A 17,941-nucleotide genomic window follows, 5' to 3' on the forward strand; every position below is an offset into this window, starting at 1 on the left:
CGTCAGCGCGCCAGCCAGGCGGCGCAGCGGCGGGTCAGGAACGGCATGATCACCCACACCATCGCGGCGACCGCGATCGGCAGAATGCAGGCCAGGCGAAGCGGAGCGGGCAGCGGCTCGACCAACGGGGCGGTGACCGTCACCAGAATGGTCAGCAGCGGGTAGAGACCGGCCAGCGTCAGCAGCCAGAACTTCCACTTCGCCTGGTGTGCAGCCACTTTCGCGGTTTCGTGTGTAGTCGTCATGGTCAGAGGACGACGTAGACCGGACGACTGTGACATCAACCGGCCTCGACAGCTTTTCGGCGCGCCCCGAGGGTGACCAGCAGCGACACCGCCATCAGCGCCACGCCGAACCAGACAGCGCCGGTCACGCCCACTCGGTCGGCGAACAGCCCGCCGAACAGTGCGCCCAGTGCGATGGATGTGTTGTAGGCCAGGGTGTTTATCGACATGGCGGCTTCGAAGGTGTTGGGCGCGGCGGCCAGAGTCAGGTTGATCTGGCACAGGTTGGCAGCGCCGAAGGACACTCCCCACAGGGCGAGGGCGAGGATCGCACCGGCCTTCGAATGCCCGATGGTGAGCAACAGGAGCAGCGACGCCACCAGGCCGGTGCAGGCGACGACGAAGCTGGCGCGCAAGTTCTTGGTGACGGTGTATCCGGCGAGGAAGTTTCCAGCCGCGCCGCCGACGCCGTAGATGATCAGCAGTGTGGCGATGAAGGTCGGTGTGGCGGAAGAACTTTCCTCCAGGAAGGGCCGCACGAAGGTGTAGGCGCCGAAATGGCCGAGCACGTAGAGCGCGACGGCGACCATCACCATCCGCAGCTGCACGTTATTGATCGGAAGACCGAAGACTTCGCGGACCGAGACCGCGTTCTCCGACGGCAGTGCGGGCACCAGGACGGCGACCGCGACGAAAACCAGCGCGCTCAGCGCGCTCCAGATCAGGAAGGTGGTGCGCCAGCCGGTCAGGTTTTCCAGCAGAGTGCCCAGCGGTATGCCCACCACCGTGGCGATCGAGATTCCGGACAGCGCGATCGCGGCGGCCCGGCTCGAATGCCGTTCCGGGACAACGCGCATCGCCATGCTGACGCCGATCGCCCAGAACACGCCGTTGGCGAATCCCATGATCAGTCGCACCGTCAGGACCAACGGATAGTTCGGTGAGATCGCGGTGATCAGGTTGCCCAAGGCCAGGATCGCCAGCAGTGCCGACAGTAGGACGCGGCGGTCGATGCGCCTGGTCCAGGCCACGATGAACGGCACGCCCAGGCCGGCGGAGAGCCCATACAGCGTGACCATCAAACCGGCCACGCCCACCGAGATGCTCAAGCTCGCGCTGATGGGTGTGAGCAGGCCGACCGGCATCAGCTCGGTGGTGACGAAAACGAACAGGCTGGCCGTGATCGCGGCGACACTCAGCCACGATCTCGTGGCCGAACGCGGAGATGCCACAGAAATAGTTTCCATGGAAGACAGATTAGTTTCCACGGAAGATATGTCAATGTATGGCTATGGATCGCACCTCCACCGAGCTCGACGACATCGATCGCATCGAGAGCCAGTGGCATCGGGAACGGCCCGACCTCGACCCCAGCCCGATGCAGGTGATCGGCCGGATCAGCCGCCTGCACTGGGCACTGGAAGAGCATCTGGTCCGGGTCTTCGGCGAATACGACCTGTCCCGCGGCGAATTCGATGTCCTCGCCACCTTGCGCCGCGCCGGTGCGCCGTTCGAACTCAGCGCGGGCGACCTGCGCGGATCGACGTTGGTGACCTCCGGCGCGGTCACCAAGCGCGTCGACCGGCTGGAGCGCGCCGGTCTGGTGCACCGCCGCGCGGCCGAAGACGACGCCCGCGGCCGCCTGATCCAACTCACCGCCCGGGGCCGCGAGGTCATCGACGAGGCGATCGAGCACCACCTGCGCAACGAGACGCGACTGCTCGCCGGACTCACCGACGACGAGCACCAAGCCCTGGTCGCACTGCTGCGCAAACTGAACCAGACGTTGCCGCGATAGCCCCAGATCAGCGTTTTCGCATCGCACCACGATATTTGCCCCGGACGGGTGTCCGTGCCAGCCTGGATTCAGAGGCGCGGCCCGACCGAGTGTGGGTCGGTCCGGGCAGTCGAGGAGGAACCGTGGGGCACCAGGCTGAACTCGCGGGGCAGCTGCGGGTCACCGTCGAATTCACCAGCACCACAACCCGATCGCCGACCATCACCTGGTCCCCCGCCGACGCGATCGCCGCCCGCAGCCGGTTCGAGTACGCGCGAATCTTCCTCGTCGCGCCTGGCGACCCCCAGCGCACCTACCTCGACATCGTCGACGGGAAGCCCTCGGCAACAGTGCGATTGCCGGACACCGTGCCTCCCGGCGAGTACGTCATCGAGGTCGACGCCTACGGCAGTGCGAGCTGGGGCGACGGGCGGTTGGAGGCGCGCGGGCGCAGCGCGCCGTTCCCGATCGGTGACACCGGACCTGCCCTTTAATCGTCTTCAGTTCTGGACTATCGCCTCGACATCTATCCGTCCTGTCACGAGCATCAGGAGGGTTGCGGCCGGGGCTGCGATGGTCTTGCCGTGGCCGGCGGCCCAGTCGGTGTCCGTGGCGGACAGGTGGTAGCCGCGCAGTTTCTTGCGGGCGTGGAAGGGGGCGCTGGTGGTCCAGATTCGGTTCAGGGCGACTTGGGCTGCGGGGGTGGGCATTTCGTAGGGGAGATTGAGGGGGACGGCGATGTCTTGGCCGTGGACGAGGAGGTCCATCAGGCGGTCGGCGGGGGTGGTGCCGAGGGCGGTGGTTCGGGTGGGGATGGTGGCTTGGAGTTCGGCGAGGAGTTCGGGGGTGGGGGTTCGGTCGGCGTGGCGGATGGCGGTGTCACGGATGGCGCGGTCGAGGTTGCCGCGAGCGCGGAGGAGTTCGCGCAGGATCCAGGTCAGGTTGGCGTGGGCGGAGAGCGCGACGTGGGCGACGACGTCGCGGACGCGCCAGTCGGCGCAGAGCGACTGGTGGTCCCAGGCGGACTCTGGGAGTTCGGTGAGCAGGGCGTGCAGGCTGCGGCGTTCGGCTGCCACCGCGTCCCAGATCTGGGAGTCGGTCATGGTGTGGTTCTCGGTCATCGGCTTCGGTCCTTCCTTGTGCGGTCGGCAGTACGGTAGGAACTCCAGCCGGGTGGAGGTTCAAGAGGACGTGATCGAGGACACAGCACGGATCGGGATCGGGGAGATGTCGCGGCGGACCGGGGTGGCGGTTCGGACCATCCGCTTCTATTGCGACGAAGGGTTTTTGGAGTGCGAGCGCACGAGCGGCGGGCACCGGATGTTCGACCCTACGGCTGTTGAGAAGCTCGTGCTGCTGCGCCGGCTTCGGGGTGTGGGTGTCGGATTACCTGCGGTCGCGGAGGTTCTCAGTGGCAGCTTGCCAGTAGCCGAGGCGATCGCCGCCGAGCGCGCTGCTATCGACAATGAACTCGCGGCGCTGGCATGGCGGCGTTCGGCGTTGCGCGCTGTCGAGGACAGCGTCCCCGGCACTGAGCGTGTTCGCCTCGAACTCCTTGCCGCCGTGCAGGATCGGAGCGCAGCCGAGGACCAAATGCTGAGATTCTGGCGGCGACTGCTCGGCCCGCTCCCACCGCAGATGTTCGACGGGTTCGCTTTTATGAATATCCCAACGCTCCCAACCGAACCCACCCCACACCAGCTGCTCACCTACGCCGAACTCGTCGCGCACCTGGCCGCGCCTCGAGCCAAAGCCATAATGTCCCAAACCATTTGGCGTTCCAGGCCCGCCGACATCCAGGATCGACGCAGGCTGCTGGTAGGTCTGGCCGAATCCGGCGAGCAGGTCGCTCCCCTGGTCGTGACCGGCGCCCCACCCTCCCCAGGCCCCGCCCTGGACTATTTCGTCGCCGCCCACGCCGGAGCCAGAGGTATGCGCGACACCGGAGACTTCCGCCGCACGCTGCTGCGGGCCTCCGACGAAACCAACCCGTGGATCCACCGCTACTGGACCCTGACCGGCGAACTCATCGGTCCAGCCACCAGCGGCGCCGCACAGCTCTGGCTGCACCAAGCGTTAGCCCGGTCGATTCAGCCCTGACGTCGGATGGTGAACAGCAAGTAGGCGGCGAGCGTAGGGCCGTCGGTGATGACGCCTTCACGCACCATCTGCTCGAATTCCGTTCGCGCGAACCATTGTTGGCGCATGTCCTGCTCGGTGGCCTCGCGTCGGGCCGGACCCGGTGAAAGCTGCGTCGCGATGAACACGTCGCCGCCCTGCCCGGTCATGCTGTTGGCCGGGTGCAGGAAGCCCACCCGTTCCAGCTTCGCGGCGCGAAAACCAGTCTCCTCCACCAGCTCCGCGGCGGCGAGTTGCTCCGGGGTGCCGGTCACTCCGGCCGGAAACGAGCCCGCCGGGAATTCCCACGACCGCTCCCCCGTCGGATACCGATACTGCTCGACGAGGTGGAACCCGTTGTCCTCGAACGGCAGCACTATGGCGAAGTTCGGAACGTCGACCACCGAGTAGATCCCCGGGGTGCAATCGGCCCGCTCGATGTGGTCCTCCCGCAACGACAACCACGGGTTCTCGTACACCAGTCTCGAAGACAACGTGCGGATGCTCATCTGGAGATCTTCGCAGTCATCGTGACCGCGCCGGGGATCGCCGCGAAGGCGGCATGCAGGTCGGTGAGCAGGTCGACGGTGTCGAAAGTTGTTCGCGTGGTCCAGGTGTCGAGGGCGCGGTGGAAAGCTGCGACCAGGATATCGAGGGCGAGGCGGGGACGCAGGTCGTCGGGGAGATCGAGTTCGCGGTGCAGTACGAGCAGGGCGCTGCGGGTGGTTTGGTCGCAGAACTGCAGGTTGTGCGCGGCCATCGAAGGGGTGTGCTGGGCCAGTTGATGGCTGCGGGTCGCGCGGTGGGCCCAGCCGTCGATGGCCGTTGCGCGAACAGCCGCCACCAGGGCTTCTTGCAGGAATTCCAGCAAGGAGGTGTTGCGCGGCTCACTGCGTTCGAGTTGCTCGAGGAAGGCCGACCACAGGTCCTGCAGCGGAGCCATGGCCACCGCTTCCTTGCTGGCGAAATTGCGGAAGAAGGTGCGCTTGGAGATCTCCACACCGTCGCACAGGTCGTCCAGAGTCGTTCTGTCGAAACCACGTTCGGCGAACAGGTCCAAGGCCGTGTCGATCAGCGCCTGCCGGGTGCGCAACTTCTTTCGTTCACGCAGCGGTAGGTGGGTGGCGACATCGGGCATGAACGGAGCCTAACGCCTGTCGTTGTCTTTTGCCACTTGACGCCGTTTGCCACTGAGTGGCAGATTACTGCTCGCCAGCAAACTCCTCCGAAAGGTGTTGCCCCTCATGCGCGCTCTGCTTGTCGACCACTCCCAGCCCGCCGGCTTACGGCTGGGCGATGCGCCCGATCCCGAGCCCGGCCCGAATCAGGCGCTGGTCCGGGTGGCGGCGACGTCTTTGAACGACGGGGAATTGAGATTCGGGGTGAAACACGCACCCGAAGGCACGGTGCTCGGCTGGGACGCGGCCGGTGTCGTCGAACGAGCCGCAGCCGACGGTTCGGGTCCGGCGGCCGGCACCCGCGTGGTCACATTGGGCCTCGCCGGAGCGTGGGCCGAATTACGCGCTGTCGACACCGATTTGATCGGCGTGGTACCCGAGGGCGCAGACCTCGCCGCGATCAGCACGATCCCGGTCGCAGGCGCCACCGCACTGCGCGCACTGCACAGACTCGGCCCGATCCTGGGCCGAACAGTGCTGATCACCGGCGCGACCGGCGGCGTCGGCCGCTACGCCGTCCAACTGGCACACCGGGCAGGCGCCCAGGTAATCGCCACCACCGCAAACCCTTCCGCCCACAGCGCCGGCCTCCGCACCCTCGGCGCCGACCGCGTCATCTCCACCCCGTCCGAACTGGACACACCCGTGGACGGCGTCATCGATCTGGTCGGCGGCCCGCAACTCGTCGCCGCCTTCCACTCCCTCACCGAGACCGGCACTTTGGTCGCCGTCGGCCACTCCTCCGGCCAACCCGAACACTTCGACTTCGGCGCCTTCTTCGGCGACCAGGCCCGCCACGACCGCTCGATCGTCACCTTCTTCCTCCTCTCCTGCACCGGCCTGGCCCGCGACCTGTCCTGGCTCGCAACCCAAGTCGCCGCCGGCACCCTCGACCCCGGCATCTCCTGGCGCGGCAACTGGTCGAAGTTCGCCGAGGCCGCCCACCTTCTGGAAGAACGTCGCCTGCACGGCAAAGCCGTCCTCGAACTCCGGTGAAGACATCGGCCGATGACGCCGATGCCCACGGGTGACCTCGGTCAGCCGATCAGGTCGTCGACGGTGGGGGCGATGCGGCCGAAGAGGTCGGCGATGGTGGTCAGGGCGGCGGATTGGAGGGTGGGGGCGGAGAGGGTGGGGCCGTTGGGGGTTGGGAGGGGGCGGGTGGCGGTGGCTTCGGCGACTACGGTGGGGCGGTAGCCGAGGTTGAAAGCGCCTTGGGCGGTGAAGGTTACGCACATGTGGGTCATGAAGCCGCAGAGGATGAGGTCGGGGCCGGCGGCGAGGTCTTTCAGGGTCTTTTCGAGTTCGGTGTCGAAGAAGGCGTTGGGGACCTGCTTGACGACGACCGGTTCGGTGGCGAGCGGGGCGACTTCGGGGCTGATCGCGCCGATTTCGGCGCGGATGTCGTAGGGGGTGCCTTCGCCGCCGTCGTTGACGATGTGGATTACCGGGCGGCCCAGGGCTCGGGCGGCCGCCAGCAGGCGGGCGCCGGCGGTGAGGGCTTCTTCGGCTCCGGTCAGGGCCATGACGCCGGTGCGGTAGGTGTTCTGGAAATCGATCATGATGAGGGTGGCGTCGGCCAGGCGGGGTAGCTGGTTGTCCAGGCCGATGACCTCGCGCAGCGTCGTCGAAGGCGAAACAGTAGACACGACAATCCCTTTCGATGGGGTGGGGTACCGAGCGCAGGCTCGGTGAATCCGTAGCCAGGCGGCTACGGCACAGGTGAGCGCCTGGGGTCAGGCGATGGTGCGGAAGCGGCGGCGGTAAGCGCCGGGGCTGGTGCCGAGCAGTTTGCGGAAGGCGCGGTGCAGGGTTTCCACCGAGCCCAGGCCGACGGTCGCGCTGATCGCCGCCAGCGGGTCATCGGTGGTTTCCAGGAGTCGCCGAGCGGCTTCGACTCGCGCCGCTTCCACGTAGGCGGCGACGCCGGTGCCGGTCTCCTGACGGAAAACTCGCGCGAAATGCCGCTCGCTCAAGCACATTCGGTCCGCGAGGGCGGCGACGGACAGATCGTCGTCGAGGTGTTCGGCGATGAACAGCCGCAAGTCGTCGATGTCCCGGCGGGACGCGGCCGGACGACTCAGCGGCACACTGAACTGGCTTTGGCCGCCTTGCCGTTTCAGGTACACGACCAGTTGCCGGGCCACCGCGAGCGCCAGCTCCTCGCCGTGATCCTCGGTGACCAGTGCCAGCGCGAGATCGAGGCAGGCGCTGATCCCGGCGCCGGTCCACACCCGGCCGGAGCGGACGAAGATCGGGTCGGGGTCGACGGTGACCCGCGGGTGGTCGGCCGCGAGCTGGCCGGCGGTCGACCAGTGCGTGGTCGCCACCTTCCCGTCCAGCAGACCCGCGGCGGCCAGCACATGCGCGCCGACACAGACCGAGGCGATGCGGCCCACCCGCGGCGCGATCCGCTCGACCCAGGCCACCACGTCACGGTCGATCAACGCCACCGGACCGGCCGGCGACGGTTCCACCGCTCCGGGCACGATCAGCGTGTCGATCCCGCCGTCGACCTCGTCGAACGCGACGTCGGTCAGCAGCCGCACCCCCGCCGAGGTGGTCACCGCACCGCCCTGGGGACTGGCGAGCCGCACCTCGTAGCGCACCCCGCCTTCCCGATTGGCCAACGCGAAGACCTCGGCCGGCCCGGTGACGTCGAGCAGGTCGACTTCCGGGAAGACCGCGATCAGAACGCGATGGATCAGTGGCATGCACCCATCATCGACGCTCGATGATCATGGCCGCAATGACGGATACCTGTCAGATTCGGCCACCCGGATCACTCTCGAGAGTGACTGCCGAAGTTCGCTCGGAGGAGGGATGTGCCCCGCTGCCTGCGTCCATAGGCTCGAAGCATGATCGAAGCACGTAGCTTGACCAAGCTCTACGGCAAGACTCGCGCCATCCAAGACCTCACCTTCACCGTCGAACCCGGCCGCGTCACCGGGTTTCTCGGACCGAACGGCTCGGGCAAGTCGACCACGATGCGGTTGATCCTGGGCCTGGACACTCCGACCTCCGGCAACGTCTCGGTGGTCGGCCGCAAATACAGCGACCTCATCCATCCACTGCACACCGTCGGCGCGCTGCTCGACGCCGGCGATGTGCTCCCCTCGCGGTCCGCCGCCCAGCATCTGGCCTTTCTGGCGGCGAGCAACGGCATTCCCCGCCGGCGCGTCGGGGAGGTGCTCGATCGGGTCGGCCTGTCCGATGTCGCGGGCAAGCGCGTCAAGGGCTTCTCCCTCGGCATGCGGCAGCGCCTCGGGATCGCCGCGGCCCTGCTCGGTGATCCGTCGGTGCTGATCCTGGACGAGCCGGTCAACGGTTTGGACACCGAGGGGATCCGCTGGATCCGGCAGACATTGCGCGCGATGGCCGACGAGGGCCGCACGGTGCTGCTGTCCAGCCACATGATGAGCGAGACCGAGCTGGTCGCCGATCACCTACTGGTCATGAGCAAGGGCAAGCTGATCGCGGACGAGCCGACCGCGTCCTTCGTCGAGCGCGTCGCAGAACCGACGGTGCGGGTCCGCAGCGCGGGTCTGGCCGAACTGGCCGAGGCGCTGGGCGACCGGATCTCGATCCGCGGCGATGTCGGCACCGTGCGCGGCACCCGAGCCCGCGAGATCGGGCAGATCGCCGCCGTGCGCGGCATCGTGCTCGACGAACTGACCCCGCTACAGGCCTCGGTCGAGGACGTCTACACCCAATTGGTCACTGGCCAGCACACTTTCGAACCTCATGAAGTAATGCAGGAGTCCGCATGATCAGCACTGCCGCCCCCCTGATCTCTCCCGTTCGACCCTGGTCGACGCTGCGCTTTCAAGTGCAGTCCGAGCTGGTGAAAGCCCGGTCCGCACGATCGCTCTGGTTTCTGCCGCTGCTGGCCGTGATCATCGGCCCGGCCAGCGCACTACTGGTCGGGATTTCCGACAGCCTCGAATCCAACGACACGGTGCTCGGCGGCGCGTTGACCGCGCTCACCTTGCCCGTGGCGGTGATCGGAGCGTGGGGCGCGCTGATCATGACCACCGAGTACTCCTCCGGCACCATCCGGCCGGTGCTCTCGGCGACACCGCAACGCGACACGGTGTTCGCGGCCAAGGTCATCACCACCGCTGCCATCTCCACCATTGCCGGTCTGCTGTCGACCACCTTGGCCTACCTGGTCGGCCTCGCCACCATCGACGCCTCGAAATATGCGGCAGGCCAGCCATTTCCCGGTCTGCTCGGCATCTACCTGGTGTTTCCCGCCGTCGCGCTGTTCGGCTTGGCCATCGGCCTGATGCTGCGCAGCTCGGCCGGCGCCGTAGCCGCCGTGAGCGCCCACGTGGTGCTGCCGGAAGCCGCCTCAGCCACCGCTTTTGGCGAATTGCACAAATTGATGACGCTCGTGGCGCCGACCGCCGTGGTCGGCAAGCTGTCCCAAAGTGCCGACGCCGCGGATCATCTCATCGGATCGCTGGGCGGCTGGCCGCGATTGGCGCTGGTCATCCTGCTCACCCTCGGCGTGCTGTTCGGGGGACGCCGGGCCCTCATTCGCAAAGACGTGTGAGAAATCCGCGCATCACCATCGGAGTAGCAGATGACGAAAACAGCTGGGCGAGCGATTGTTCGCCTCGGATATCAGATGCCGGACTTCAACTTCGGCGCGTCGGTCGACAAACTCTTCCCCACGGTCATCGCGCAGGCCCAGGAGGCCGAGCGGGCCGGTTTCGACACCGCGTTCCTGACCGACCATTTCTACCAGCGCTTCGGCCCGCCGCACGGGCCGACACTCGAGGCCTACACCGCCCTGGCGGGTATCGCGGCAACCACCGAACGAATTCAGCTGTCCACCTTGGTGACCGGCAATACCTATCGCAATCCGGCGCTGCTGGCCAAGATCGTGACCACGCTGGACGTGGTCAGCCAGGGCCGCGCCATGCTCGGCATCGGCGCCGGGTGGTTCGAGCTCGAACACAAGTCCTATGGCTACGAATTCGGTTCGTTCACCGAGCGTTTCGAGAAACTGGACGAGGCGCTGCAGATCATCACACCGATGCTGCGCGGGGAACGCCCGACATTCGAGGGCAAGTGGTATCGCGTCGCGAACGCCATCAACGAACCGCGCGTCCGCGACGACCTGCCCATCATGCTCGGCGGCGCCGGCGAGAAGAAGACCTTCGCCCTCGCCGCGCGCTACGCCGATCACCTCAGCATCGGCTGTGACGCCGTCGAGCTGCCGGGCAAGCTGGAAGCGCTGCGGCAACGCTGCGACGAGGCCGGGCGCGACCGCTCGACCCTGGACGTCAGTTATCTCGCGTTCGTCGCGATGGACGAGTCGTCCGAACGCGCGCACCGGGCGGTCGACGAGATGTTCGCCCGCCGGGTGGGCGATCCGGCCAAGGTCGACCGGGTCCGCGCGGGCATGGCCGGTCGACTGTTCATCGGCAGTCCCGACGAAGTCGCCGGGCAGCTCCAGGAGCAGGTTCTCGACCTCGGTGTCGACGGTCTGGTGATCAACATGGTCGCCAACGGCCATCAGCCCGGCGTCGTCGAGCTGGCCGGAAAAACATTGGGCCCCTTGGTGACAACTGTATGAGACGGCGAATGTCCCGGCGCCGCTGCGGCGCCGGGACATTCGATCCGAAAACCATTGCGGTGCAAAGCGCGCGCGATACCCACACCGGTTGACTCGCCAACAGTCCGAAATGTATAGTCCGGCCCACAGGTTGAGTCCCAGACAGTGGACATTGTGAATTACGAAACGCGCGAATCCACAAACAACCGATAAAGGGTCCGTCGCTTCGATTCGCGGCTAACCCTCGACCCGAGAGGAGTGAGCTGCTTGTCCGACTTCAAACTAAGTCCGACGTCGTATCTGGTATTGAGCCTGGTGGCACGCACCGGCCCTTGTACACCATTCGACATCAAAAAGCATGTAGACCGTTCTATCGGATTCTTCTGGTCCTTTCCCCATTCCCAAATCTACGCTGAACCCGAGCGCCTCGCCGAAAAAAAGTTGCTCTCCGGATATCAGGAGCCGACTGGACGCCGCCGGCGAATTTATAGTATCACCGAACTCGGACGGGCACGACTCGAAGAATGGCTCTCACACAGTGCCGACGCGCCTACCCACGAACTGCGGGACAGCGGCTTGTTGAAGCTCTATTTCGGTAGTCTGTCGGCGCCGGCGGATGTCGCGAAAGTCGCCGAAGCCGAGAAGTCCGCGCATCAGCAACGCCTCGACCGCTACCGCACCGCACACACCTCGCTGGCCGGCACCCCGGAAAGCGATGCCAACGAATTGCTGGTACTGGAGTTCGGCATCCGGTACGAGTCGCTCGCCGTGGAATTCTGGGACACGGTCGCGGACCGCCCGATTTAGCTCGCGGCGGCGCGGCGGCAGTCCGGACGCAAACCGACTATTACCGCCCGACCACCAAGCTGGACAAATGACCACAAATACTCCGTCACGATGCCCGCAACCCGGCATCCACGCCGAAGTCCGCCGCGCCCATAATGGCCTCGATACGCCGGGCATCCCCCGCGGAATAGCAGGCCACGTCGGGATACGCGCGTTTACAGAGCCCGGTCAGGACGCGCCCCGGCCCGACCTCCAGAAAAGTGTCGATGCCGTATCTGAGCAGGGTCGTCAGGGTGTCACTCCACCGAACGGACCCGGCGAGCTGCGTACGCAACGCCTCCCGCGCCTCCTCCCCCGTCCGCACCGGACGCGCGGTGACGTTCGCGACGACCGGAAGCACCGGATCGGCGAAACGCACCCGGGCCAGGTCCGCGGCGAACTCGGCTTCCACCGCCGCCATCATCGAACTGTGGAAGGGGGCGCCCACTTTGATGCGCTTCACCTTCACCTCCGCGCGCCCGAGTGCCAGCACCCGGGCGCTGAATCCGGCCACCCCGGCCGCACTGCCGGAAACAACGGTCTGATCAGCGCTGTTGTAATTCGCGACCTCGACCACCTCCGCGGTCTCGGCGCGGACGGCGGCGCAGATCTGCTCGACCTCGGTGGCGGGCAGCCCGAGCGCGGCCGCCATGGCGCCCGGCGTCGACTCGTTCACCCCGGCCATCAGCATCCCGCGCCGCCGGACCAGCATGAGCGCGTCCGTCCACTCCAACACTCCGGCAGCTACCAGTGCGGTGTACTCGCCGAGGCTGTGCCCGGCGACGACCACCGGCGGCGGCAAGATCTCGGCGAGCACCCGGTAGGCGGCGAAGCTGGCGACGAAGACGGCCGGCTGCGTGATATCGGTGCGCTCCAGCCGCTCCTCGGGCCCCTCCCAGCACAGCCGGGAGAGTTCGAAGCCGAGAATCTCGTCGGCGGTATCGAATATCGGCGCTATCAGGTCCGGATAGGCGGCGCGGAGATCGCGTCCCATCCCGACCCGCTGGGAACCTTGGCCAGGAAACAAGTACGAGGTTTGCATATCGAAACTCCATCGAGAAATACGGGCATACGAAGAACCCGAAAGAATCCGGGCCACGACTGACCGCGTCGTTTGTCGCGGCATCGGGGCCACCCCCACGGATGCGATTATGCGCCCAGACGGCCGAAATTTCCCGTGAAGAGTGGCCTGTATCACTTTTATACCTAAAAAGTCACCCGCCCAGTTTGCTTTTTTACGGTGTCGGGTCGGTAGCGAGTGATACAGAATCGTGAACATCAGATGTCGAATTCCCGCGTGCCCTGACGAAAAACGGCATCCGGCAAACTTTGTGCCCGATCCCAGCCGATAGCCCTGACAATGCCGACTGCCTGGGAATTCATCGGAATTAATCGTGCGCGATCGGTCCGAAATGGCGTCGCCGGCGACTTTTCGCGCTTCCAAATCTATGTGACGAGCGTCACGGTTTGGTCAGTTGCACAAGGTTAGTTCGAGCTGGATCATCGGTTTCGGAAAGTGTGGATCCGATCGTTCGATCCGAACGGTGCCGCACTTCCGAGAGCAGTGCTCCGGGGAGGGCTGTATGTCATCAATTCACACCGGCCGCGCCGCATTGGTAACCGGCGGATCAGGCGGGATCGGGCAAGCGATATGCCGCAGACTGGCCGCGGAAGGCGCATTCGTTGCCGTCAACTACTTTCGGGGCGACCAGGCCGCCAAAGAGCTCGTCGCGGAAATCGAGACCAACGGCGGCAGGGCCGTCGCGATACAGGGTGATGTCTCGCTCCCGGGCGACGCCGAGGCGGTGGTTCAGGAGACCCTGGCGCAGGCCGGACGGCTCGACATCCTGGTCAACAATTGCGGCATCACCCGCAACCGGCTGATCATGCAGATGGACGAAGCCGACTGGCTCGAGGTCATGCGCGTCAACTTCGGCGGCGTGTTCAACTGCACCAGAGCCGCTTCCGCCGCGCTGACCCAGCAGGACGGGGCGGCCATCGTGAACGTCTCCTCCGTCATGGGCCAGCGGGCCTGGCTCGGCGCCTCCGGATACGCCGCGTCCAAGGCGGCCATCAACTCCTTCACCATGGCTTCGGCCCTCGAGTTCGCCAGGTTCGGCATCCGGGTGAACGCCGTGCTCCCCGGTTTCGTGGAGACCGAGATGATCGCCGACGTGCTCAGCGGCGGCAACGGCGACGGCATCATCGGGCAGGTGCCCGTGCCCGGCGCCACCTCCGTCGAGGAGGTCGCCGAACTGGTGTCCTTCCTCGCCGCGACACACACCAAACACCTCAGCGGCGCGCTGATCCCGATCGACGGAATGGGCGGCGGCACTTTGCTTTTGGGCAAGCCGCTGAAGAAGACCACCCGGCGCTAGCCATCCGAACACCACAGATAGAGGGAACAACCATGTCCGAAACCAGTGTCATCGACGCCGTCCGCGAGATCGTGGCCGAGGCGGTCGCCCTCGACATCGACGAAGTCGACGCCGACGCAACCCTTTTCGGAGAGGTCGGCGCCGAGTCGATCGATCTGCTCGACATCCTCTTCCGGATCGAACGCCGGCTCGGCGTCAAGATCACGACCAACGAGCTGAGCGAACGGATCCAGGGCGGCATCCCGGACGAGCAGTTCGGCACCGACGACGGCGTCGTCTCCGAGGTCGGCCTGGCGCAGCTGGAAAGGGTGATGCCGCAGATCGATCCGGCGGCACTGAGCGGGAAGCTGGCCGCCGAGGACGTGATGAACCTGTTCACGGTGCGCAACCTGGCGGACATGGTGTCCCCGCACGTCGGCGCGGCGAGCTGACGCGGTGCGACCATGAGATTCCACCTGGTCGATCGCATCGACACCCTCGAACCGTGGACCCGCATCGAGGCGGTCAAGCGCACCAGTTCCAGCGAAACCTATTGGGCCACCGATGATTACGGCCGCTACATGCCGCTGCCGATCCAGCTCGAAGTGCTCGCGCAGAGCGCGGCCTGGCTGGTCTACCTGAGCACCGAACGCAAACACCGGGCAGTGCTGCTCTCGGTGGGCGCGGTGCACACGCGGTCGAAGGTGGGTCCCGGTGACGACGTCGTCGCGGCGGCCGACATCCAGTCGGCCGGGGACACCATCGTCGTCTCGGGCCGGCTCTCGGTCGGCGACCGGACCGTCCTCGAGGTCGAGGACCTGATGTGCGCACTGATCGACGCCGACCTGCTCGAGGACACCGAGACGGTGCGGGGTCGCGAAGAAATCCTGCGAAGTGGGGACCACTCATGAACAACAAGGTCGTCATCACCGGCATCGGCGCGGTGACTCCGGTGGGCAACACCGCGGCGGAGACCTGGTCCGCGCTGGCCGCGGGCCGCAGCGGGGTCGGGCGGATCGCCACCTTCGATCCCGGTTCGTTCTCGGTGCAGATCGCCGGGATGGTGCGCGATTTCGCACCCGCCCCCGAGCTGCTGCACACGCAGAGATGGGAATTGCTCACCAGGGCAGGCGGATTCGGCGTTGTCGCGGCAGCGGAGGCGATCGCGGACGCGGGTGACCTCGCCAGCCATGCCCCGCAGCACCGGGGCGTCTTCGTGGGCGGCCACGTCGGCCGGCCCGAACCCGCCGAGCTCGCCGAGATCGGCCGCACCCGCCGGCTCAGCGACGGGGCCGAAATCTATCGGCGCGACCCGGACAGCACGCTGCGCTGCGATCAGGGCATCGACCTCGCCGCCATCGCCGAGGTCGGCGGCTGCCGCGGCCCGATCAGCGGGATCAGCACCGCGTGCGCCTCGGCCACGCACGCGATCGGGGAAGCGTTCCGGCGCATTCAGGCCGGTGAGATCACCATGGCGATCGCGGGCGGTCAGGACGCGCTGACGACGTGGCTGGATGTCTCCGGTTTCTCGTTGCTGGGTGCGCTCACCACCAGATACAACGACGACCCGACCCGGGCATCCAAGCCGTTCGACGCGAACCGGGACGGGTTCGTGCTCGGCGAGGGTTCGGTGCTCATGGTGCTCGAGGACGAGCGGACCGCACTGGCGCGGGGCGCGCGAATCCTCGGGCGGGTCAGCGGATATGCGGCCACGATGAACGCCTACCGGATCACCGACTCCCCGCCGGACGGCGGCGGCTCGATCACCGCGATGGCCAATGCCATCGCCGACGCCGGTGTCGACCCGAACGCCGTCGACTGTGTCTATGCCCACGGCACCAGCACACCGGGTAACGACACCTCCGAGACCGCGGCGATCAAGCAGGTCTTCGGCGCTCACGCGCACGAGCTGCTCGTCACCTCGCCCAAATCGATGACCGGGCATCTGACGGCGGGCGCGGGCGCGCTCAATGTGCTTGCCGCACTGCGGGGATTCGCCGAGGGACTGGTGACGCCGACGATCAACTACACCGAACCCGATCCCCAGCTCGATCTGGACTACGTCCCGAATCAGGCACGCGCGGTGGATGTTTCGGTCGCGGTGGTCAATTCGTTCGCCTTCGGCGGCACCAACGCCTCGCTGTTGCTGGAGGCGGCATGACCATCGACAGCATCCTGTCCGCCCCGCGCTGGGACGGCGAATTGCGGGTGCCGCCCGACGAGCTCGCCTTGGCGGGCGGGCTGTGCCTGGACCGGATCGTCGAGTTGCACGTCGGTACCCGGGCCGTCGCGCTGGCGAACGTACCGAACACGCTGACTGTGTTCGACACGCACTTCCAGCGCTTCCCGGTGCTGCCGGGAGTGCTACTCCTGCACGGGATCTCGAATCTGGCCGACACCCTGCTCGCCGCGACCGTGGGCGGGCAATGGCAGCTCGCGGTGGTGCGGCGGGTGCAGTTCCGCCACTATGTGCGCCCCGGCGATCAGCTCCGGCTGGCGGTGGACATCCGGGAGCACGACCGCGCACACGCGGTGCTGTCCGGCCGGATCACCATCGGCGACACCGTGGTCGTGCTCGCCCGGGAGCTGGCCATGATCAACCACTCGGCTCCAGCTAAGGAAGTCCCATGAATCGCGTTGTGATCAGCGGCATCGGTGTGGTGTCGCCGCTGGGGATCGGCTTCACCCAGACCTGGAAGGCGCTGCTCGCCGGGCACAGTGCGGTACGCCGCGTGCAGCATTACGACCCGTCCTCGCTGCGCACACAGCTCGGCGCCGAGATCGCCGATTTCGACGCCAAACCCTATGTGCGCAACCGCAAGTCGCTGCGATTGATGACCCGGGCGAACCAGCTGGCGCATGCCGCGGTCCGGCTCGCCGCCGACGAGGCGCGCATCGATCCGGAGACGCCCGGCAACGACACGGTCGGGGTGTTCCTGGCGAGTGAGAACCAGATCGCCGATCCCCGCCACGTGCTGGACGCGACGGTCGAGGCGCGCGACGACGACGGTTCGATCGATATGGAACGGCTCGGCAAAGCCGCGGCGGACATGTATCCGCTGTTCTTCGTCGAGGGGCTGCCGTCAGCCGAAATGTTCTTTCTGTCCGACGAATTCGGGTTCGCCGGCCCGAGCGCCTTCCAGTCCGGGGCGGGTGACGCGGGGATCAGCGCGATCGGCAACGCCTATCGCGCCATCGCGCGGGGCGATACCGACCTCGCCGTCGCCGGAGCTTTCGACGACGCCGTCTCCTGGTGGTGCGCGTCGAAGCTCGACCGGCTCGGCCTGCTCACCGCGGACCGCGATCCCGGCGCGGTCCGGCCCTACGACCGGACCGCCTCGGGCACGGTCCTCGGCGAAGGCGCCTGCGTCCTGGTGCTGGAGAACTACGACGCCGCCGTCCGCCGCGGGATCCAGCCGCACGCGGAGATCGTCGGCTTCGGTGGCGGCTGGGAACCGGTTGCGCCAGGCCAGATCTGGGGCGACGGCAGCGGATTGGCCAACTCCGTCCGGTCGGCGCTGCGCGAAGCCTCGATCGACGGCACCGCCATCGGCTACGTCGCCGCGGACGGCGCCGCCGTCCCGCGCGCGGATGCGGCTGAAGCCCGCGGGCTCCGGGCCGCACTCGGGGCCGGCGCGGACTCCGTCTTGGCCAGCAGTGTGCAACCGGCGGTCGGCCAATTGCTGTCCGCCGCAGGCGCATTGAATGTCGCACTGGCAGCGGCGACGCTGCGTGACGGCGCGGTCGCGCCGACTCTCAACCTCGAGCACGCCGCCGCGGACTGTGACCTGGACTGGGTACCCGGCACCGCGCGCGACCTGTCCGCCGACTACAGCCTCGCGATCGGCCGGGGCTTGTCCGGTCAGTCCGCGGCGCTGGCCCTCAAGCGCATCTGA

At 66.9% G+C, this 17,941-nt stretch carries 22 protein-coding genes; 14 read left to right on the forward strand and 8 right to left on the reverse strand.

Annotation, left to right across the window (positions count from 1 at the left end):
• Positions 1-2: 2 nt before the first annotated feature.
• Positions 3-245 carry a hypothetical protein gene (locus IBX22_RS08780; RefSeq protein ID WP_194814803.1) on the reverse strand — a complete coding sequence of 81 codons (243 nt, stop codon included), beginning with the start codon at positions 243-245 and terminating at the stop codon, positions 3-5.
• A gap of 35 nt (positions 246-280) precedes the next feature.
• Complete coding sequence (locus IBX22_RS08785; protein ID WP_194814804.1) at positions 281-1,471, reverse strand: MFS transporter; 1,191 nt, start codon at positions 1,469-1,471, stop codon at positions 281-283.
• A 44-nt stretch (positions 1,472-1,515) separates the two neighbouring features.
• Between IBX22_RS08785 and IBX22_RS08790 the strand changes: the two genes are divergently transcribed.
• Entirely contained in the window at positions 1,516-2,022 is a 507-nt protein-coding gene (locus IBX22_RS08790) for a MarR family winged helix-turn-helix transcriptional regulator (RefSeq protein ID WP_194814805.1), read from the forward strand.
• A 122-nt stretch (positions 2,023-2,144) separates the two neighbouring features.
• Entirely contained in the window at positions 2,145-2,495 is a 351-nt protein-coding gene (locus IBX22_RS08795; protein WP_194814806.1) for a hypothetical protein, read from the forward strand.
• Between the two features lie 6 nt (positions 2,496-2,501).
• On the opposite strand, the gene IBX22_RS08800 is transcribed toward IBX22_RS08795, so the two are convergent.
• Positions 2,502-3,122, reverse strand: a complete 621-nt coding sequence (locus IBX22_RS08800; RefSeq protein WP_194814807.1) for a maleylpyruvate isomerase family mycothiol-dependent enzyme — start codon at positions 3,120-3,122, stop codon at positions 2,502-2,504.
• 52 nt (positions 3,123-3,174) lie between these two features.
• On the opposite strand from IBX22_RS08800, the gene IBX22_RS08805 reads away from it, so the two are divergent.
• Positions 3,175-4,101 carry a MerR family transcriptional regulator gene (locus IBX22_RS08805; RefSeq protein WP_309234494.1) on the forward strand — a complete coding sequence of 309 codons (927 nt, stop codon included), beginning with the start codon at positions 3,175-3,177 and terminating at the stop codon, positions 4,099-4,101.
• Here the strand turns inward: IBX22_RS08805 and IBX22_RS08810 are convergent.
• Together IBX22_RS08810 and IBX22_RS08815 are read right to left on the reverse strand one after the other, a co-directional pair.
• On the reverse strand, positions 4,092-4,628 hold the full coding sequence (locus tag IBX22_RS08810) for an NUDIX hydrolase (protein ID WP_194814809.1): 537 nt from the start codon (positions 4,626-4,628) through the stop codon (positions 4,092-4,094). The two genes, IBX22_RS08805 and IBX22_RS08810, sit on opposite strands and share 10 nt — an antisense overlap.
• Positions 4,625-5,257, reverse strand: coding sequence for a TetR family transcriptional regulator (locus tag IBX22_RS08815; protein ID WP_194814810.1), 633 nt, complete (start codon positions 5,255-5,257; stop codon positions 4,625-4,627). Before IBX22_RS08815 ends, IBX22_RS08810 begins: the two co-directional genes overlap by 4 nt.
• A gap of 106 nt (positions 5,258-5,363) precedes the next feature.
• Between IBX22_RS08815 and IBX22_RS08820 the strand changes: the two genes are divergently transcribed.
• Positions 5,364-6,293 carry a zinc-binding dehydrogenase gene (locus tag IBX22_RS08820; protein WP_194814811.1) on the forward strand — a complete coding sequence of 310 codons (930 nt, stop codon included), beginning with the start codon at positions 5,364-5,366 and terminating at the stop codon, positions 6,291-6,293.
• 41 nt (positions 6,294-6,334) lie between these two features.
• On the opposite strand, the gene IBX22_RS08825 is transcribed toward IBX22_RS08820, so the two are convergent.
• Positions 6,335-6,946, reverse strand: a complete 612-nt coding sequence (locus IBX22_RS08825; RefSeq protein WP_309234495.1) for an isochorismatase family protein — start codon at positions 6,944-6,946, stop codon at positions 6,335-6,337.
• Positions 6,947-7,033: 87 nt separating this feature from the next.
• Positions 7,034-8,011 carry a GlxA family transcriptional regulator gene (locus IBX22_RS08830; RefSeq protein ID WP_194814812.1) on the reverse strand — a complete coding sequence of 326 codons (978 nt, stop codon included), beginning with the start codon at positions 8,009-8,011 and terminating at the stop codon, positions 7,034-7,036.
• Between the two features lie 144 nt (positions 8,012-8,155).
• Here IBX22_RS08830 and IBX22_RS08835 point away from each other — a divergent pair, with 144 nt between their 5' ends.
• From IBX22_RS08835 to IBX22_RS08850, 4 genes are all read left to right on the forward strand, one after another.
• The gene (locus IBX22_RS08835) at positions 8,156-9,067 is read left to right on the forward strand and encodes an ABC transporter ATP-binding protein (RefSeq protein ID WP_194814813.1); all 912 of its coding nucleotides are present in this window, start codon (positions 8,156-8,158) and stop codon (positions 9,065-9,067) included.
• Positions 9,064-9,855, forward strand: a complete 792-nt coding sequence (locus IBX22_RS08840; RefSeq protein WP_194814814.1) for an ABC transporter permease — start codon at positions 9,064-9,066, stop codon at positions 9,853-9,855. Before IBX22_RS08835 ends, IBX22_RS08840 begins: the two co-directional genes overlap by 4 nt.
• A gap of 30 nt (positions 9,856-9,885) precedes the next feature.
• On the forward strand, positions 9,886-10,884 hold the full coding sequence (locus IBX22_RS08845; protein ID WP_194814815.1) for an LLM class F420-dependent oxidoreductase: 999 nt from the start codon (positions 9,886-9,888) through the stop codon (positions 10,882-10,884).
• A 246-nt stretch (positions 10,885-11,130) separates the two neighbouring features.
• On the forward strand, positions 11,131-11,670 hold the full coding sequence (locus IBX22_RS08850) for a PadR family transcriptional regulator (protein WP_194814816.1): 540 nt from the start codon (positions 11,131-11,133) through the stop codon (positions 11,668-11,670).
• Positions 11,671-11,755: 85 nt separating this feature from the next.
• Here IBX22_RS08850 and fabD read toward each other — a convergent pair whose 3' ends face one another.
• Positions 11,756-12,967 carry an ACP S-malonyltransferase gene (gene fabD, locus IBX22_RS08855; RefSeq protein ID WP_309234583.1) on the reverse strand — a complete coding sequence of 404 codons (1,212 nt, stop codon included), beginning with the start codon at positions 12,965-12,967 and terminating at the stop codon, positions 11,756-11,758.
• A gap of 304 nt (positions 12,968-13,271) precedes the next feature.
• Between fabD and IBX22_RS08860 the strand changes: the two genes are divergently transcribed.
• The 6 genes from IBX22_RS08860 to IBX22_RS08885 are packed head-to-tail and all read left to right on the forward strand — an operon-like array spanning position 13,272 to position 17,941.
• Complete coding sequence (locus IBX22_RS08860; RefSeq protein ID WP_194814818.1) at positions 13,272-14,066, forward strand: SDR family NAD(P)-dependent oxidoreductase; 795 nt, start codon at positions 13,272-13,274, stop codon at positions 14,064-14,066.
• 32 nt (positions 14,067-14,098) lie between these two features.
• Complete coding sequence (locus IBX22_RS08865; protein ID WP_194814819.1) at positions 14,099-14,497, forward strand: acyl carrier protein; 399 nt, start codon at positions 14,099-14,101, stop codon at positions 14,495-14,497.
• 12 nt (positions 14,498-14,509) lie between these two features.
• Positions 14,510-14,956, forward strand: a complete 447-nt coding sequence (locus tag IBX22_RS08870; RefSeq protein ID WP_194814820.1) for a 3-hydroxylacyl-ACP dehydratase — start codon at positions 14,510-14,512, stop codon at positions 14,954-14,956.
• Entirely contained in the window at positions 14,953-16,206 is a 1,254-nt protein-coding gene (locus tag IBX22_RS08875) for a beta-ketoacyl synthase (RefSeq protein WP_194814821.1), read from the forward strand. Before IBX22_RS08870 ends, IBX22_RS08875 begins: the two co-directional genes overlap by 4 nt.
• On the forward strand, positions 16,203-16,676 hold the full coding sequence (locus IBX22_RS08880) for a 3-hydroxyacyl-ACP dehydratase FabZ family protein (RefSeq protein ID WP_194814822.1): 474 nt from the start codon (positions 16,203-16,205) through the stop codon (positions 16,674-16,676). Before IBX22_RS08875 ends, IBX22_RS08880 begins: the two co-directional genes overlap by 4 nt.
• Positions 16,673-17,941, forward strand: coding sequence for a beta-ketoacyl synthase (locus IBX22_RS08885; protein WP_194814823.1), 1,269 nt, complete (start codon positions 16,673-16,675; stop codon positions 17,939-17,941). The genes IBX22_RS08880 and IBX22_RS08885 overlap by 4 nt, the downstream gene beginning before the upstream one ends.

The sequence above is a fragment of the Nocardia sp. XZ_19_385 genome (assembly GCF_015355755.1).
Lineage (GTDB): Bacteria > Actinomycetota > Actinomycetes > Mycobacteriales > Mycobacteriaceae > Nocardia.

What these genes read in the sequence shown, in the direction of transcription:
- IBX22_RS08780 (WP_194814803.1), bottom strand. Translation starts at nt 245, where the DNA reads ATGACGACTACACACGAAACCGCGAAAGTGGCTGCACACCAGGCGAAG.
- IBX22_RS08785 (WP_194814804.1), bottom strand. Translation starts at nt 1,471, where the DNA reads ATGGAAACTATTTCTGTGGCATCTCCGCGTTCGGCCACGAGATCGTGG.
- IBX22_RS08790 (WP_194814805.1), top strand. Translation starts at nt 1,516, where the DNA reads ATGGATCGCACCTCCACCGAGCTCGACGACATCGATCGCATCGAGAGC.
- IBX22_RS08800 (WP_194814807.1), bottom strand. Translation starts at nt 3,122, where the DNA reads ATGACCGAGAACCACACCATGACCGACTCCCAGATCTGGGACGCGGTG.
- IBX22_RS08810 (WP_194814809.1), bottom strand. Translation starts at nt 4,628, where the DNA reads ATGAGCATCCGCACGTTGTCTTCGAGACTGGTGTACGAGAACCCGTGG.
- IBX22_RS08815 (WP_194814810.1), bottom strand. Translation starts at nt 5,257, where the DNA reads ATGCCCGATGTCGCCACCCACCTACCGCTGCGTGAACGAAAGAAGTTG.
- IBX22_RS08820 (WP_194814811.1), top strand. Translation starts at nt 5,364, where the DNA reads ATGCGCGCTCTGCTTGTCGACCACTCCCAGCCCGCCGGCTTACGGCTG.
- IBX22_RS08830 (WP_194814812.1), bottom strand. Translation starts at nt 8,011, where the DNA reads ATGCCACTGATCCATCGCGTTCTGATCGCGGTCTTCCCGGAAGTCGAC.
- IBX22_RS08835 (WP_194814813.1), top strand. Translation starts at nt 8,156, where the DNA reads ATGATCGAAGCACGTAGCTTGACCAAGCTCTACGGCAAGACTCGCGCC.
- IBX22_RS08840 (WP_194814814.1), top strand. Translation starts at nt 9,064, where the DNA reads ATGATCAGCACTGCCGCCCCCCTGATCTCTCCCGTTCGACCCTGGTCG.
- IBX22_RS08845 (WP_194814815.1), top strand. Translation starts at nt 9,886, where the DNA reads ATGACGAAAACAGCTGGGCGAGCGATTGTTCGCCTCGGATATCAGATG.
- fabD (WP_309234583.1), bottom strand. Translation starts at nt 12,967, where the DNA reads ATGTTCACGATTCTGTATCACTCGCTACCGACCCGACACCGTAAAAAA.
- IBX22_RS08860 (WP_194814818.1), top strand. Translation starts at nt 13,272, where the DNA reads ATGTCATCAATTCACACCGGCCGCGCCGCATTGGTAACCGGCGGATCA.
- IBX22_RS08865 (WP_194814819.1), top strand. Translation starts at nt 14,099, where the DNA reads ATGTCCGAAACCAGTGTCATCGACGCCGTCCGCGAGATCGTGGCCGAG.
- IBX22_RS08870 (WP_194814820.1), top strand. Translation starts at nt 14,510, where the DNA reads ATGAGATTCCACCTGGTCGATCGCATCGACACCCTCGAACCGTGGACC.
- IBX22_RS08875 (WP_194814821.1), top strand. Translation starts at nt 14,953, where the DNA reads ATGAACAACAAGGTCGTCATCACCGGCATCGGCGCGGTGACTCCGGTG.
- IBX22_RS08880 (WP_194814822.1), top strand. Translation starts at nt 16,203, where the DNA reads ATGACCATCGACAGCATCCTGTCCGCCCCGCGCTGGGACGGCGAATTG.
- IBX22_RS08885 (WP_194814823.1), top strand. Translation starts at nt 16,673, where the DNA reads ATGAATCGCGTTGTGATCAGCGGCATCGGTGTGGTGTCGCCGCTGGGG.